Annotated in this window: 11 protein-coding genes and 2 pseudogenes; 5 read left to right on the top strand and 8 right to left on the bottom strand. The window is 52.8% G+C overall.

The window, feature by feature from the left end:
• Positions 1-137 precede the first annotated feature (137 nt).
• The gene (locus tag ACV4UY_RS12670) at positions 138-608 is read right to left on the bottom strand and encodes a DUF411 domain-containing protein (protein ID WP_491607948.1); all 471 of its coding nucleotides are present in this window, start codon (positions 606-608) and stop codon (positions 138-140) included.
• Positions 609-644: 36 nt separating this feature from the next.
• Positions 645-1,138 (bottom strand): annotated as a pseudogene (locus ACV4UY_RS12665) (efflux RND transporter permease subunit); the annotation flags it as partial.
• 43 nt (positions 1,139-1,181) lie between these two features.
• On the opposite strand from ACV4UY_RS12665, the gene ACV4UY_RS12660 reads away from it, so the two are divergent.
• Positions 1,182-1,520 (top strand): sensor histidine kinase, encoded by a 339-nt coding sequence (locus tag ACV4UY_RS12660; RefSeq protein WP_491607949.1) that lies wholly within the window; start codon positions 1,182-1,184, stop codon positions 1,518-1,520.
• Between the two features lie 143 nt (positions 1,521-1,663).
• Here ACV4UY_RS12660 and ACV4UY_RS12655 read toward each other — a convergent pair.
• Positions 1,664-1,792: pseudogene (locus tag ACV4UY_RS12655) on the bottom strand (IS5/IS1182 family transposase); the annotation flags it as partial.
• A 270-nt stretch (positions 1,793-2,062) separates the two neighbouring features.
• On the opposite strand from ACV4UY_RS12655, the gene ACV4UY_RS12650 reads away from it, so the two are divergent.
• The 4 genes from ACV4UY_RS12650 (at position 2,063) to rsxC (ending at position 8,602) form a co-directional block, all read left to right on the top strand.
• A complete protein-coding gene (locus ACV4UY_RS12650) occupies positions 2,063-3,400 on the top strand; it encodes a citrate transporter (protein ID WP_491607947.1) in 1,338 nt (445 codons plus the stop codon).
• Between the two features lie 755 nt (positions 3,401-4,155).
• Positions 4,156-4,413, top strand: coding sequence for a pentapeptide repeat-containing protein (locus ACV4UY_RS12645; RefSeq protein ID WP_491607946.1), 258 nt, complete (start codon positions 4,156-4,158; stop codon positions 4,411-4,413).
• Positions 4,414-5,312: 899 nt separating this feature from the next.
• Positions 5,313-6,662 carry a citrate transporter gene (locus tag ACV4UY_RS12640; protein ID WP_491607945.1) on the top strand — a complete coding sequence of 450 codons (1,350 nt, stop codon included), beginning with the start codon at positions 5,313-5,315 and terminating at the stop codon, positions 6,660-6,662.
• A 461-nt stretch (positions 6,663-7,123) separates the two neighbouring features.
• Complete coding sequence (gene rsxC, locus ACV4UY_RS12635; protein ID WP_491607944.1) at positions 7,124-8,602, top strand: electron transport complex subunit RsxC; 1,479 nt, start codon at positions 7,124-7,126, stop codon at positions 8,600-8,602.
• Between the two features lie 382 nt (positions 8,603-8,984).
• On the opposite strand, the gene ACV4UY_RS12630 is transcribed toward rsxC, so the two are convergent.
• From ACV4UY_RS12630 to ACV4UY_RS12610, 5 genes are all read right to left on the bottom strand, one after another.
• A complete protein-coding gene (locus ACV4UY_RS12630) occupies positions 8,985-10,481 on the bottom strand; it encodes a hypothetical protein (protein WP_491607943.1) in 1,497 nt (498 codons plus the stop codon).
• The gene (locus tag ACV4UY_RS12625) at positions 10,478-11,914 is read right to left on the bottom strand and encodes a capsular polysaccharide export protein, LipB/KpsS family (protein ID WP_491607942.1); all 1,437 of its coding nucleotides are present in this window, start codon (positions 11,912-11,914) and stop codon (positions 10,478-10,480) included. Before ACV4UY_RS12625 ends, ACV4UY_RS12630 begins: the two co-directional genes overlap by 4 nt.
• 260 nt (positions 11,915-12,174) lie before the next feature.
• A complete protein-coding gene (locus tag ACV4UY_RS12620) occupies positions 12,175-12,918 on the bottom strand; it encodes a class I SAM-dependent methyltransferase (RefSeq protein ID WP_491607941.1) in 744 nt (247 codons plus the stop codon).
• 332 nt (positions 12,919-13,250) lie between these two features.
• Positions 13,251-14,336 (bottom strand): hypothetical protein, encoded by a 1,086-nt coding sequence (locus tag ACV4UY_RS12615; protein WP_491607940.1) that lies wholly within the window; start codon positions 14,334-14,336, stop codon positions 13,251-13,253.
• A gap of 3 nt (positions 14,337-14,339) precedes the next feature.
• Positions 14,340-15,746: an aminotransferase class III-fold pyridoxal phosphate-dependent enzyme gene (locus ACV4UY_RS12610; protein WP_491607939.1), complete on the bottom strand. Its 1,407-nt coding sequence runs from the start codon at positions 15,744-15,746 to the stop codon at positions 14,340-14,342.
• Between the last annotated feature and the right edge of the window lie 111 nt (positions 15,747-15,857).

The raw sequence follows: 15,857 nt of genomic DNA, 5'->3' as shown, positions 1-15,857 counted from the left end.
AGGGGTCAATTCTTCGTGTCGTCAGGGGGTCAGTTTCTCATGTCGCCTGACACAACGCCGCAATCAGCAGAATGCGCGCAACCTGACGTCGCACCACGGGCACATGGGGGTGTTTGCCGGGACGCATGCCATTCTGCTCAATATTCGGCAAATGTTTGTACGTTTCCATTGGTGGTGAAGGTCACAACCTGATAAGGATCCGATTTCTGTCCAGGGACTTCCATGCCCGGAGACCCGACCGGCATGCCGGGCACGGCGAGCCCCTTGACGGACGGTTTTTCCTGCAACAGACGCCGTACCTCCCTGGCGGGGACATGGCCTTCCAGCAGATAGCCTCCGACCTGCGCGGTGTGACAGGATTCCATGGCGGATGGTACACCGAGTTGACGTTTCACGGACGTCATCTCCTCCATGTCCCGAACCCGCACGTGAAAACCATTCTGCTCCATATGTTTCACCCACTCCCCGCAGCAACCGCAGGAGGCCGACTTGTAGACCAGCACCTCGTCGGGCGCGACCGGAGTCTTGGTTGGCCACAGCCACCAACCACCTATCGCCACCACGGCACCTCCGAGCCAGAGCATGATCTTGCCGAAATGTTCTTTCATGGTTCGCCTCCATGGCGTGTGCAAAAATTGCAGGGTTCATCCCTTGGATAAGCTCCGGGAAGCAGGCTCCCGGCGCAACGGAAACTCTTTGATCACCGCATAGATCGCCGGAATGACGATCAATGTCAGCAGGGTGGAGGAGATCAGGCCCCCCACCATGGGGGCGGCGATGCGGCGCATCACCTCCGAGCCGGTGCCGGTGCCGGTGCTCCACATGATGGGCAAAAGTCCTGCCATGATCGCCACCACGGTCATCATCTTGGGTCGCACCCGTTCCACCGCCCCTTCCATGATCGCCTCGTGGAGATCGCCACGGGTCAGGACGCCCCCTTCCGCCTCACGCCGCGCCGCACGCTCCTTCAGGGCGTGATCCAGATAGATCAATATCACCACTCCGGTCTCTACCGCCACTCCGCCAGGGCGATAAAGCCCACCGCCACCGCGACGCTCACGTTGAAATGCAGCCAATCCATCAGCCAGATGCCGCCCACCAGGGCGAAAGGCAGGGAGAGCATCACGATCTGATCTTCACCAGCGAAAAGATGGAAAGCGCGGTCATCTCATCCGAGCGGCATCTGCTGGAGAGAATGGCGGTACTGGCCCGCCTGTTGGGCGACGCCCCGGAATGGCGGTCGTGCCGATGTGACCATGATGACCAACACCGGGAGCATCGTCATTCGGATCCATGACCCTGGCCCCGGCCTCCCCGAGGAGGAGTGGGTCAATGTGATGAAACCCTTCCGCCGCCTGGAACCCTCGTGCAACCGGCATACCGGCGGGGCGGGCATGGGACTGGCCATCGCCCACTCCGTCATCCGCGACCACGGCGGCGAAATCCGTTTCGCCCATCCCGCGACCGGGGGATTCATCGTCGAGGTGGTGCTGCCGGTGAGCAAACCCAATGCGGATTGAGCGGTACTGCGACTACGGTTTGACGGGGAAGAGGTCGCCTTGCAGGGACTTGAGACGCAGCAGGTCGCCATCCAGAGCGGGATGGCCGTGCCACCACTGGTGGTCGGGTAAGACGTGCCCCACCCCGATACGCACGTTTCAGGTGGGTTGCCGAGGGCATCTGCCACCGCGTGAATCTTGGTGGTCAATCCACCTTTGGATCGACCGATGGACTGCTGCCCCCTCTTTATTTTTGCCCCGGCAGAGTGCTGGTGTGCTTTGATGAAAGTGCTCAGGATCTGTTATCAGGATCATCGCGCACAGCTTACCTCTGGCGGTACAGCCAGGATCGCCGGACTTTGCTGTGCAAAAGATCCTTGATGTGCGCCATCGGTCGTCTCATAATGCTTCTCGCTCCATTTCCGATCCCTCCTGGGGATCTGTCTGACGCAATTCTAACGATTGAGAACAGGCCCTTTCCTAACCTCCGAAACCCATCCCGCCACACTTGACGCAGAGCGTGCGATGGACCCTCTCCAAACTTACTAAATGCAGAGTGCTCTATGAAAAGAATCTTTCCGATTTTGCCGATCCTCTTGTTTCTTCCCGCCAATTTGCTGGCCAGCACGGGTGCCATTCCGGAAGGCCCCACCTTGTTCGGCATTCCGGTCGAATTCATCCTGTTCGCCATGGTGCTCATGGGTGTTGCCGTGCTGCACAACAATACCCTCCAGGTGGCGCTGACAGGATTGGCGACCATCATCTTCTTCAAACTGGTCTTCACCGGATTCAAACACGGCAGCGGGCTGGAAGGATTGGGCCTGCACTTTCAACACGAATGGGTGATCTTGACCAATCTCCTTTGCCTTCTGATGGGGTTTGCGTTGCTTTCCAACCACTTCGAAAAAAGCAACGTTCCGGAACTGCTGCCGCGCTTTCTCCCCTCCGGTTGGATGGGTGGCTTCATGCTGCTGGGATTGATTTTCGTTTTGTCGAGTTTTCTCGACAACATCGCAGCCGCCCTGATCGGCGGCAGCATCGCGACCATCGTGTTCCGGGGACGGGTGCATATCGGCTATCTGGCCGGCATCGTCGCCGCCTCCAATGCCGGCGGATCGGGCAGCGTGGTCGGAGATACGACCACCACCATGATGTGGATCGCCGGCGTGGCGCCTCAGGAGGTCTTGCACGCCTATGTCGCGGCTTTGGTGGCGTTGGTGATCTCCGGCATTCCAGCCGCCTTGATGCAACACAAATACTCGCCGATTTACGCCAATACCTCGGAGGAGCTTCACGTCGATGGCGCGCGCGTGGCCATTGTGGCCTTCATTCTGATCATGGCAATCACCGTCAACGTAACGATTAATGTGAAATTCAATGAAATATCAGATACTTTTCCGTTCATCGGGGTCGCGGTCTGGGCCGCTCTGCTCTTGACCGCTCCCGTACGCAAACCGGACTGGTCCTTGATGCCGGAAACCTTCAAGGGCAGCCTTTTTCTGCTCTCCCTGGTGGTTTGCGCTTCGCTGATGCCGGTGGAGAAATTGCCCCAGGCCTCTTGGCAGACGAGTTTCGGACTCGGATTCGTCTCCTCCGTTTTCGACAACATTCCGTTGACCGCCTTGGCCATCAAGCAGGGCGGCTATGACTGGGGCATGCTCGCCTATTCGGTGGGATACGGCGGATCGATGATCTGGTTTGGCTCTTCCGCGGGCGTCGCACTGTCCAACAATTTTCCGGAGGCCAAATCCGTGGTCAACTGGTTGCGATATGGCTGGCATGTCACGGTCGCCTATATCCTTGGCTTCATGGTGATGTTGGCGGTGGTGGGTTGGCATCCGACGGCAGATCGGTATCATACGGATATAGGGGGCTCTCAGACAGCCACGCAATCCAAGTAACGGCGATGCCGTGGCGGCGCCCCCGATGATGAAAGATACTTGGGGATAGGTGACGCCAGCGAGATCGCGCAGTCATGAGGCCCCAACCTTGTTCTGCAACGAACTCCGTTGTTTCGCCTCGTACCCTGGATTGCTTTCTTTGGGAGCACACGGTAACGTGCATGAGGGGGGGAGTCCCCCCTCACCCGGGGACGCAAGCGGTCCATCCTTGCCTTGGCTCGCAAGCTTTTGAAAATCATGTTTACCATGGAACTCCCGAAGGGAGGTCCATGGTACGGGGGTGAGGGGGGTTCTCCCCATCATGCAAGTTATAAGGCTCGACAGGAGGGAAACCGTATCGAGATTCAACGGTGGATTGTGAGACCATTGCAGTCAATGGAAACGCACCACGTTGGGTTGAAAAGTTATTTGAATGCGGATGGATGCCAAACGAAGCAATAAGTGGTGATTGAGTACGAGTTTAATTAATATTTTAATTTAAAATATTATTATTGTACAACACTAAAGATTAAAAATATTTTTCGTAGTAACCGTTTGCGGCTCGTTTCACGCCCATCCCCCGGCGCGGGTGGGGGCTGGGCGATCCCAAAAAGACCGTCGGAACAGATGCTTGTCGCTAGACGTTTTCATCGGAAGATCCGCTCTTTCGTGTTCCTTGACAATGCATCGCAGTCACGCTAACCTTATTTAAGAGATTCCTTAAAAACCACAACGCATTGAACTGTCAATAAATTTCTATTTATGATCGTGTTCGTATGCATGGTTTTCAGCTCTTCTGGCCCAAAAGGCTTGCACCCATGATTCGAGATCCGGGCGGTCTACGATCAACAGAATTGAAACATGCAGATCTTTCCGATGTGAAACTTACCCAAGCTGACCTTTCTGGAAGCCATCTGTCCGCCGCAGATAGGCAGCAAGTCGATTTGCAGCGATCCAATCTGAGCGGCTGTTTGGCACATGCCAAACAGCCAACGCGGGCCATGAATGGCCCGCCCAATTGCGCAGCGATTTGAGAAGCACGAATCGATTGTTTCGATTCGTGCAGGTTCGGTGATTCCATGAATGGACTCACCAAACAGCCTCTGAATGGAGCGTACCTGTTTTACCATGGATCTCCCGAAGGGCGGTCCATGGTACGGGGGGTGAGGCCGGCAAGAAATTCCGCGCCCTGGATCTGGCCGGGGCGGTCCATGGTACGGGGGGTGAGGGGTTCTCCCCCATTTGAGGCAAGCCAACCCTTCTGGTGCCACGACGGTGCGCTCTCATCTTCAAAAGGCTCGTTTAAACCGCGTCTGTTTTGAGATGCGTCGTTTCCCGCAAGGCCACAGTGCAAAATACGGGCTTCGTTTCCAAAAAGCGGAAACGAAGCCCGCGAAGGCTGCGCACGGCGCATTTTTCGCAAAAGACGCGAACAATGCTTCTTTGAGAAGCGCGCGCTCAAGTCAAGAGCAAAGTCCCAAGGGCTTTGCTCTTGGATTCCCCAGGGGGGATAATCCCCCTGGACCCTGGAACCTGGAACGACGCATCCCGTGATGGGTGCGGTTTAAACGGGTCCGTATGGGTGGATGGCAAAAACGGCATTTCACCAGACATCGGGGTATGTCGTTAATCCGTACTGCTTGGCGTGACAAGGCCCAACTTGACAGGGGTTGGTGACGGAATACGGTTGATCTTTATCAAAGGTTTCTCGGAGTTTATAAAGGCGATTTGATCTCTGGGCGTTCTTCTCCACCGACGTTTTGCCGTTCTCTGTAGTCCGTGTCCTTTGCATCCATATCGTGGATGATTTTTCCGGGGGATTTTCTTGTCTTGGCAAATTCTCAAAGAAAAATAGTGGCTTTATATGCTTTGCATGGGGACAAGACGGTGAAACGTTAGCTTCTTTAACGAACGGTTGTTTAGGAGAGTCATCTTGAAAAGACATGCTTTCCCTTTCGTCCTTTATGTCGGAGTGATGCTGACTTTGGTTCCGACAGACCTCTGGGCTTACACTCGGTCAGATGGACACGCCGTAGCCGGCATTCCGGTCGATTTTCTCCTTTTTGCGATGACCTTGATTGGGGTTGCCCTTTTTCACAACCGGGTTCTGCAGGTCGCGCTCAGCGGTTTGACCGTCATTCTGTTCTATAATTTTTTGGTCACAGGCTTCAAGCAAGGCAGTGGGATGGGAGGGCTGGTTGCCCATTTTGGTCATGAATGGGTCATTCTGACCAATTTGTTTTGTCTGCTGGTTGGGTTTGCACTGTTGGCAGATCAGTTCGAACGTAGCCATGTGCCACAATTGATCCCAAAGGTACTGTCCAGAGGTTGGGTTGGCAATTTCGTCTTGCTGATTCTGGTCTTCATTCTTTCCGGTTTTCTCGACAACATTGCCGCCGCGATCATTGGCGGAACCGTCGCAATGTCAATTTTCAACAAGCGGGTCCATATTGGCTATGTCGCGGCCATTGTGGCGGCATCGAACGCTGGAGGCTCCGGCAGTGTCGTGGGAGACACCACCACCACCATGATGTGGATCGCGGGCGTGAATCCACTGGATGTGCTGCATGCCTATATCGCGGCAGTGGTCGCATTGGTGGTTTTCGGGATTCCTGCCTCTATTCAGCAGGCCAAACATGCCGAGATCGTCCCCGCGGACTCCGCGACGTTGCATGTGGACAAAGCGCGTCTGGCCATCGTCTTTATCATCCTGGTTTCCGCCATTGTCACCAATGTCACGGTGAATCTACGCTTCAACCACCTGGCCGATCATTTTCCGTTCATCGGTGTGGCCGTATGGGTGGCGCTGATTGCGACCTCATTCTGGCGCGCACCCGATTGGAAACTCATTCCTGGAACCGCCGCCGGATCGCTTTTCCTGTTGGCGCTGGTCACCTGCGCATCGCTGATGCCGGTCGAAAAACTTCCGCTTGCCTCCTGGGAGAGCGCGTTGGTGCTGGGTTTTGTTTCCGCGATCTTCGACAATATTCCGTTAACGGCGCTTGCGATCAAACAGGGCGGTTACGACTGGGGCATGCTCGCCTATACGGTTGGATTTGGTGGTTCAATGATCTGGTTCGGCTCCTCGGCTGGTGTCGCGATCTCCAATATCGTTCACGAAGCCAAATCAGTCGGAGCCTGGTTGAAAAATGGTTGGCATGTTGCGGTGGGTTATGTGGTCGGCTTTGCAGTGCTTCTGGCTGTTTATGGCTGGCAACCCACGCCGATCGGCAACTCGGCATCAACCTCTGCACCCACGGCATCTCACGCTGGAACCCAGTAACCTGCATGATCGGGCGAGAACCCCCTCACCCCCCGTTACCGTGGAACTCCCTTCAGGAGTTCCACGGTAACTCAAGCCCGATGCTCTGTCCGCATGGGGTGACCGTATATGCGGAGACATCCTTTTTTCGGCAGATGGAGAGGAAGTTGCGAATGCGGCAGAGGATGTCAGTGCCATCCTGAGCGCGGAAGCAGCCCAGAATTTTCTGATTTGGTCATCTGGAGGTCGTTTTTGGCTTGGTTGTGCGAGAAGGAGATATGGAGAGATTGTTCAGGAACAGGAGGACGCCGTACTCGTGTTCCTGTCGTCGTTTCCAAGAGGTTGTTGGACTTGCTGCGTGTGAGCCTGCCCCTTTTGCCGTTGCGGTGTTTTCGTTGGTGACTTTGTGAATGTCAGAGCCCAGTGTCATTTGTAACGAAGTACGATGAACATAGAATGCTCAGGGAGGTGTATAAAGAAAGATGAACCATCATTTTGCAGCAGCCATAAAAAAATTTTACGGAGGAGTGCATCCCGATGAGTGCAAGAAACTGTCTCTTCAAAATGCCATCGAACCGATCTCAATGCCGGAGAGACTCTTTATTCCTCTGCACCAACATATCGGGGCGCCCAGTGAACCCTGTGTGAAAACGGGCGATAAAGTGTTTAAGGGAGAACTGCTTGGTTCTTCGCAAGGTTTTGTCTCCTCTTGTGTGCACGCCCCCACGTCGGGTATCGTTTTAGGCATTGAAGAACATATAGCCGGGCACCCTTCCGGTTTGGGCCAACGGTGCATAGTACTGGAACCCGATGGAAACGATCAATGGCATCCGGAACTGACAGGACTGGAGGACCCATTGAACGCATCACCCGCCCTGATCATCGACAAGATTCGTCAAGCCGGTGTGGTGGGACTTGGTGGCGCATCGTTTCCCAGTTTTATTAAAATGTCGCCTCCGCAGCACAAGTCGATTGACATGCTCATCATTAATGGTGTGGAGTGTGAGCCTTATCTGACCTGTGATGCCAGGGTGATGGAGGAAAGGTCAGAAGAAATTGTTGAAAGCATCCGGATCATGTTGCATGCTCTGGGTATAGAGAACTGCGTGATCGGCATTGAAAACAATAAGCCTGGAGCTATTCAGGCGATGAGTAAAGCCATAGAGCATACGCCAAATATTCGTGTTTCCGTTCTTCCGGTTGTTTATCCGCAAGGTGCGGAAAAAATGCTTATTGAGGCAGTGACGGGTCGTCAGATTCCTGCCGGGAAACTGCCAATTGATTTTGGCGTCATTGTTCACAATGTTGCCACTGCGCTTGCTATCCGTAATGCGGTTCTGTTTGGGCACCCATTGATTAATCGTGTGGTGACCGTTACCGGCCTTGGTATTAATCGGCCTGCCAATCTGGAGGTCCCCATCGGCACGCCTGTACAGTCGCTCATCAATCATTGTGGAGGTTTGAAGCGTGATGTCAAAAGGGTAGTATTGGGTGGTCCGATGATGGGAGTCGCCATTCATGATTTTGGAGTCCCGGTAGTCAAGGGAACGTCGGGTGTTCTTGCCATGTTGGAGCAAGAGATGCACATTGAGCCTGAACAACCGTGCATCCGATGTGGTTATTGTGTACAGGCCTGCCCAATGCATCTGGTTCCGTGCGAAATGGCGTTACGCGCCAGACACGATCTGATCGATCAACTTCAGGATGTTAATCTTCTGGATTGTATAGAATGCGGCAGTTGTGCCTATGTTTGTCCGGCAAACATACCTCTTGTTCATTATTTTCGCTACGGCAAAATGGCAATGGAAAACAGCAAGAGGATGAATGAGAAAAAGGAGTTGACCAGTCAGCGTTCCCAAGCCAAACAGAATCGTATGGAATTTGAACGGGCTGAAAAGGAACGTAAGAAACAGGAAATGCGTTTAGCGGTTGCCGCAAAAAAAACCGAATCTGTGATGTGACGTGTGGACTCAATTTGGGCTGGCGAATTTTGTGTGTCAGGCGACATGAGAAACCGACTCCCTGGCGACACGAGGAATAGCCCCCTTCTTCCGGAAAGGAGGAGAGAGGACATGAACGAAAGATTCGGTTTCAATCCTTGGGCACGTTAACCAAGGAGGAAACCTCATGTTGCCAGCAGAGGATGTTTGCGAGATGCCGCGGTTGCGTCGACTCGGTTGGAGCAAAGGAGATACCTTGGGCCATGGGGCACGCATGGGGCGAATGGATTCGCCCCATGCGCGTTTGGTGGTGCCAGGGATGGAAGCATCCAACTGTCTCTGTGAAAGAGGACAGTCTCGTGCGGTGAATGGAATGCGCGGCGGCAAATCGGTGTGGAGAGATTCAGAAACACAATGCACGCAGCTTATGGCGAAGAAGATACCCAAATGCCGCAGTCAATACAGAATAGGTGCTTCCGGATAACAGGATCACAAGAATGGGTTGGTGAAAGGTGTTTCTTGCGAGGCTCACGGCAATAAAAGAGAACAGGATCGAGACTCCCCCGATCAATCCTGCCCACTTGAATATATTTTTTATAAAACCGGAATGATCCCGCAACCCGGAAAGCGCAATAAGCAGAGAGATGCAAGAATTGATGGCCTGCATGAAGACTATGCCGTTAGCTCCAAGCTGCATATCCTTGATCAAGATCCATCCCAATCCAAAGGTGAGCGATGCATTGGTGATGGAAGAAATCATGAACCGATTGTGGTGACCCGATAATTGCCTGGTGCGCCATACGAGTGAGGAAAGCGTGGCCGGAATGGTCGTGATGGCTCCAAGTGATAGTAGATTTGCGATAAGAACAAGATCCTTGTTGGAAGTGCGACCATAATTGAACAATACCGATGTGATCTCTGGGGCTACCCATGCGATGAAGCTGCATGCGCCGATGGAAATCAATAAAACACCCATCAAAAGACGTCGCAAACGTTCTTCTCTTCCGTGTTCTTGTGCAAGTGGTACCAGATAGGCGTCGCGCATGCTCAAGAGAGAACTCAGTCCCATGATCAGTTGCTGAACGGTCTGGATGGAGGCAATCCCACCTTCCGGAATGCTGGACATCCAGAATCTCTCCGCGAATCCGTAAAGGGTGCTGGTCATCAGAGCAGAATAGTGCTTGACGATACGGCGCATCAGAACGGGTAGAGCGACCCAGGTATATCTGAACTGGCCTTTGGCCTCTTTCAGTAATCGAATCAATAACCAGATTGTCGCCAGCCAATATCCGGCTCCGTAGGCCAGTGGCAACATATGAACATGATCGTGATTTAGTATGATCAGCATGATCGAAACCAGCATGATCAGCAACTCTCCAACAAAAGCCCAATTGAAGGCCCATATCGTTTTGACGGCAGCCGACAGGCCGTAGTATGTAATCAAACCAACAATCCATGGCAAAGAAGGATAAATCAGGGACTCGACAACAGCCCGATCCTCATTGCTGAATCCGGCGCAATAGATCAACTCAAGCGCAGGAACGACCGTTATGAACAGCAGTCCAGCACAACAACCCAATATAACCGATGACGCGGCGTATGGTAATAACGCTTCCTGTAGCGTCTGGTTGCCTTGTTCGTCCCGCAATTGAACAAGAAGTGCTGTATTGACGGTTTCAAGGATGATACCGATACTGAAAACGGATACGGAAGCCATGGCATAGATGGTCCAGAACAAATCCAGATCTCTGCTCAAGCCGTAATAGGAAATTGTCAAGGATTGACGAAACAGCCCCAACATCTGGAGCAGAATCGTTAATCCCGTTGCGGATAGAATAACCTTGTAGAAGGAGTTATGCACTGGATGTTTGTGTTGTTCGAGAGTGGAGTTTTCAGTCAACAGATGAATTCATGCGCTTCTCTGGGGCCGTTTTTTGAGGTTTTCTCGATATGTTGATGGAGCGCATGCAATAGCCTTTCAATGTTTTGATCTCTCAGGATGGGTTCCCCAACGCTTCCAGGGGAAGAAAAATTGCAGCAGTGACGTACACTGAAAATTTCCGCCAATCCCGTGATGATCTTTTCATCGGGAATTTCCTGTCCGAGTCGTTGTTGAATCGTCAGGGGCAAGGACGATAACGTCGTGATGCCACCCAGTGCATGGGCCATAAGGTTACTCCCCAAGGCAATGGCACTTCTTCCGAACAGAAAAGCCTCGAGAAGAGCGGTTCCGGTCACTGAAATTGTCAGCAAGGCGTGCTGGATCAATAAGCTGCTCTTCATGTCGGCTGAAGCGATCACGACACCTGGCAGTTTTTTCAATTGACGATAGAACTGAACAGGCCGAAGACCAAGACATGCCGGATGCTCCTTCACGACGAGTCGAATGTTGCCGGGTAGGGAAAAGCGGATGGCATCGAGGACTCGGAGTTGGTCTACAAAGTATGGGGCAGGGGTGTTGATGGAAGATTCAGGAGAGTACTGCAATGGATAATATACAAAATTCTCGGGAAGGTCAGCTTGAAATTCAACATGAGTCGTGCGTCGATTGATTCGTGCACGCACCCCCCAGATGGAGTCGCGCAACAAGGGGAGATTGTTGAGAAGTGCAACACGGAATGTGTCGGGTTCAAGGAGTTCAGGATGGCGTAGTCCCCGTTGGATTCCTTGCCATGCGCGTGATAAAAAAGGTTGTCGGAAGTCAGGGAGTGGCTCGCCTGGGAAGTGAATGGGGGAATTGGCGGGTGTTGGACTCTTGCGGAATTGATGCAAGAATTGTTCAGCCTCCGAGAGGCTGGCGGCATTGACTTCAGCATAGCTGGGCACGATTTCCGCATCCGCTTCGGCTAAAAAGATTCCCCCAAGATTGCGGCAACTGCATGGAACGATCAATCGAACGCCCAGTTCACGGGCGACAGCGGCAAAAATCTTGCCATCAACACCTTCTATTTGCGAAATCATTGCATAATCTGGTTGGATCTCCATGAAGAACTTCTTGACCACTAAATACAGTGAGGCGGCGCGTCGCAATTGCTCCTCGCCTGATCGGTGTTTGAAGTTCCGTTTTTCGGCAGCTATGTCAGAATAGATATTCCCGTTATACGAAGACAGATCGATTTCGTTGGCATGGGATACGCTCGCCAATTTCTCTGTCCAGGCTTTTTCGACATCAAGTAACGGAATTTCAGGTAATTTTTCTCGAAACAGCTGCAAAGGAATGGAATTGCCAAGTACGATGGACCATTCAAGAAAAGGGAATAAGGATTTTGATTTTTGAATCATGTAGTAGTGAATGAAGGGAAAGGCGCCAAACCCATGCAATATGATTTTCATCACCACACCCTGTATTTATATTTTGATGATCTTGATGCGATTCTGACAAGGATCGCCTTGAATGGCGTTTTTATTGTTGTATGGATAGGTCTGCCAGCGAATGGGCGAATGGGTTTGTCCTTTGCATGCTTGCGTGCTGCCATGGATGGAGCCAGTAAATCGTCTTCAAGATGAAGTGTGATGACCATCGCGTGGACAAATATTGCCGTGCGAGATGTTCTTGTTGAATAGGATTGCATAAATAGGTTGTCAATACAAGATTATGAGATATTTTTCAGGGCTTTCTTGTAAATCCTGGAGAGTCGTAGAACAGGTCGTCCAAAAAAAATGTATACATGTCTTTGCCAGCGCATTTGGAGCAATCTGAAGCGACTGATCGGGATGACGGGCGATGGTGAGGATTTTTTTGACAAAAAGAAAACAGAGCCACGATGTTTGACGCGATGCACGATTTCAAAACCATGATGGCGTAGGGCAACCTGCATGGCGGATGGTGATGGATACCAGGTGTGGATTTTGCTTGGCAGTGCGTCGGAGAGGGGAGATGAGAAATTACTTATAATGACAAGAAAAAGTCCATGATCCGACAGGGAATTTCGTACTTCTGCAAGGAAATCGCCTGGATTGTTTACAAAATAAATGGCATGTGCGATTGAAATGATGTCCCATCGCCCGGGTATGTTCTGATGTTCAAATTGTCCTATCATGCTGTTTATGCCAAGTTTTTCATGAAATTTCCCCGTATTGGGATCGGCATCGATCCCGATGGCATGCCAACCTTGGTCTTGAAAATGTTTGACTGTCACACCCAATCCGCAGGCGATATCCATGAAACGTCCTGGAGATTTCTGCATGAAAGGGCCCAAGGTCTCCCAGGTCAGTTTTGCCCAGTATTCGGCATAATGGATTCTTTGTTCCCATATGCTGTGCTCATTGTGGCTCTCTAATGATTCCAGACGATTGTAATTCCAATAGCGTTGCAGATCTTCCAGAGAGGCAACCATGGAGGGGTAACCGCTGCCGCAACGCACACACAGGTGCCAGGCATATCCATGGTTTCGTGTGGCCGATTGCCCGGACTCTCGGTCCAGAAAGGGCAACAACCAATGATTGGAACATTCGCAAATGGGACAACTCGGTAAAGGCTCGGATGACGACATGTGGTTCCTCTTGGTGCGGCCAAGATGAGAGGCTGTTTGGGAATGCCATCCATGGAGGCGACAAACAAGCACGGTTCGAAAGAATTGGACCGTGCTTGGACAAGGTGCTGCGCAATCTGGCGGCTATCCCATGCACGGGTTGGCTGTTTGGCCAGTGCCAAATGGTTTTTCAGAGGTCAGGCACGATCGATTTTTGTTAAGGAATGGAGAATGCGCTCTGCTCCCTGTCCATCCACCAATTTTCGGCCACGACCGGACATCTCAAGGCGGAGAGAGACATTCTCCAGCAACTTGACGACCTCTTGAGCCAAGGTTCGCGCGTCAACTTCGACAGCCACACCAAGATGCAAAGAACTCCCTGCCTCTTCAAATGGACGATTGATATCCGCATGAGCTTGATCAATCGATAACAACAATGTCGGAGTTCCCGTGGCGGCCAGTTCGTATTTGGTCAGGCCGGATAATGAAATGGCCAGGTCACTCCAGATCATCCAATCGGCGAGATTTCGTGGGGAGAGCAGCAGCTCGACGTGATGACGGGAATTGAGCGCCAGGCGATTGATTTCGAGCCGCAAAGGCTCGGGGAAACAAGGCCCGACAACGATGCGCGCATCCAATCGACGGTCGTCAATCTGCTCCAGTGCCTTCTGAATCCGCGGGGTCACGGCCAGGGGGTCCGCCCCCCCGCAACTGATCAGAACACGATCGCCTGCACGCCTTATGGGACGCTCCCACGCCTCGGCCATCCGATAGCATGAATCCAAGGGATAATATGCCGTGCCGTTGCAATAAAGGATTCCGTTCACGGGCTCGACCAGTATTTCACCACAATAGGGAGAAATTATGCAGTCCGCGGCAGGATTCTGCAACCTGGCTCGTAAAGAATCACAATAGGCGGCGTCCAGAATCGCGACACCGCAAAAGCGATGGCGCAGGGCATGCAGATAACGGTCGAATTCTTTAAGATGTTCAAACGTGCGAAAATGAGACAGATCCAATATCGCGATCGCAAAGTGGTCTGCCGTTTCGCCCGGACCAACGATCACGGCTGCATCATAGGCCTCTTCTGAGTGCAGTACTTGACAAGGATATCCGGATTCAACGACCACCTGTCGCGATTCCTCACCGCCATAACCCAATACAAAGGTGGATTCGATCCCTCTGAGTCTGGCGGCATCCGCCAGAACAAGGCAGCGACGCAAATGGCCGATGCCGATCCGTTGATCGGCATCCAGTCGGAAAATCAGGCGAGAGGGTTTCATGGGTCATGCTTTGCGGAAAATCGCTTCCACACACCCCCCTTCCAATTTCTGCTCGAACAGATCATCTCGATGTGCCGAGGCAAACAGTGGCACGACTTGACGAAAGACCGTCTCGGTGAATTCCAGTTCCTTCTCCCCATGGGCCCCACATGGAATATGGCTGCAGAAATACAGCAAGCCACGCTTGACGCACTCCTGCATGAAATAACTCCGTTTCAGGCGGGTTCGTTTTTCATCGACATCTGGAAAAGCCAACACCGAACGCACGGGATAACCCATCAGTTTGACGACATCGTCCAGTTGGTATTGCTTGATCAGATCCTTGAGGATTGCCTGAACAGCCTCTCCATGTTTCCAGTTCTGTGATAAAATGTTATGCGTCTGTAGTTCATCGATCGTGGCCAGACCTGCCGCCAGGGAGACCGTTTCACCTCCAAAGGTGCCTGAATAAAAGATTTCATCGAATATTTCCATGATCTCTCTGGGACCAACCACGGCGGATAAAGGCAAACCATTCGCCATGGCTTTTCCAAAAGTGGCCAAATCTGGGGTCACGCCAAAGAAAGCCTGCGCGCCCCCCAACGACAAGCGGAAACCGGTCACGATCTCATCAAAAATCAACAAAACCCCATGGGAATGGCACAGCTTCCGCACGCCCTCCAGATATCCCGCTTGCGGGGGTTCCACCCCTACGGGCTCCATGATGACCGCGGCAAATTCACCGGGGTGTTGGATCAACAACCGTTCCAAGGATTTCAGATCGTTGTATTGAAACACATGCGTCAATTCGGCCACCGCCTTCGGCACGCCCTTGTCGCGCGTGGTGGAACCGATAAACCAGTCATGCCACCCATGATAGCCGCAACAGGCGACCCGATCACGACCGGTATAGGCCCGCGCGGCACGAATCGCGGCGGTGTTGGCATCGGAACCGTTTTTTCCGAAACGTACCATTTCCGCACCGGGAATGATTTCGACCAGCCGTTCCGCCAGTTCCACTTCCAGCCGATGCATCATGCTGAAGGTTGATCCGGCGCGCATTTGATCGCAAACCGCCTGCTGGACGCGCGGATGGTTGTAACCAAGAATGATGGGACCGAGCGCCATCAGATAGTCCAGATAGCGATTCCCGTCCACATCCCACACCCAGGCACCCTCCCCACGCTCCAGAAAGTGCGGGGAAACACCTCTGACCCACTGCGTCGGTCCTTTGGAGAAGGTTTGGGTCGCGGAGGGGATGACCTTATAGGCACGCTCCAACCATTGTTTCGATTGATCAAAGTTCATCGTCGTGTCCGGTGCGGGTTGGGTTGAATGGGTGGACGATCTGGGAGGCTGCTTGGCACGGGCCAACCATCCGGCACGGATCAGGGCTGGTTCGCCAGATTGCGCAGCCGGTTGTTCAGGCACGAATGCGCATCGCGGACGTTTCTCGAGATCGTGCGGGGTCGCATGGAATGCACGTCCTTGGATCGCGCTTGTCGTCGTGTGCCGTGCCGGGTTGGGTCAGCAACTTCCGTT

Source organism: Candidatus Magnetaquiglobus sp., from assembly GCF_058402785.1.
This window is presented reverse-complemented; position numbering and strand designations above follow the sequence as displayed.

Excerpts from the sequence above, each read along its gene's own strand:
- ACV4UY_RS12670 (WP_491607948.1), bottom strand. The coding sequence starts at position 608 with ATGAAAGAACATTTCGGCAAGATCATGCTCTGGCTCGGAGGTGCCGTG.
- ACV4UY_RS12650 (WP_491607947.1), top strand. The coding sequence starts at position 2,063 with ATGAAAAGAATCTTTCCGATTTTGCCGATCCTCTTGTTTCTTCCCGCC.
- ACV4UY_RS12645 (WP_491607946.1), top strand. The coding sequence starts at position 4,156 with ATGCATGGTTTTCAGCTCTTCTGGCCCAAAAGGCTTGCACCCATGATT.
- rsxC (WP_491607944.1), top strand. The coding sequence starts at position 7,124 with ATGAACCATCATTTTGCAGCAGCCATAAAAAAATTTTACGGAGGAGTG.
- ACV4UY_RS12625 (WP_491607942.1), bottom strand. The coding sequence starts at position 11,914 with ATGAAAATCATATTGCATGGGTTTGGCGCCTTTCCCTTCATTCACTAC.
- ACV4UY_RS12620 (WP_491607941.1), bottom strand. The coding sequence starts at position 12,918 with ATGGTTGCCTCTCTGGAAGATCTGCAACGCTATTGGAATTACAATCGT.
- ACV4UY_RS12615 (WP_491607940.1), bottom strand. The coding sequence starts at position 14,336 with ATGAAACCCTCTCGCCTGATTTTCCGACTGGATGCCGATCAACGGATC.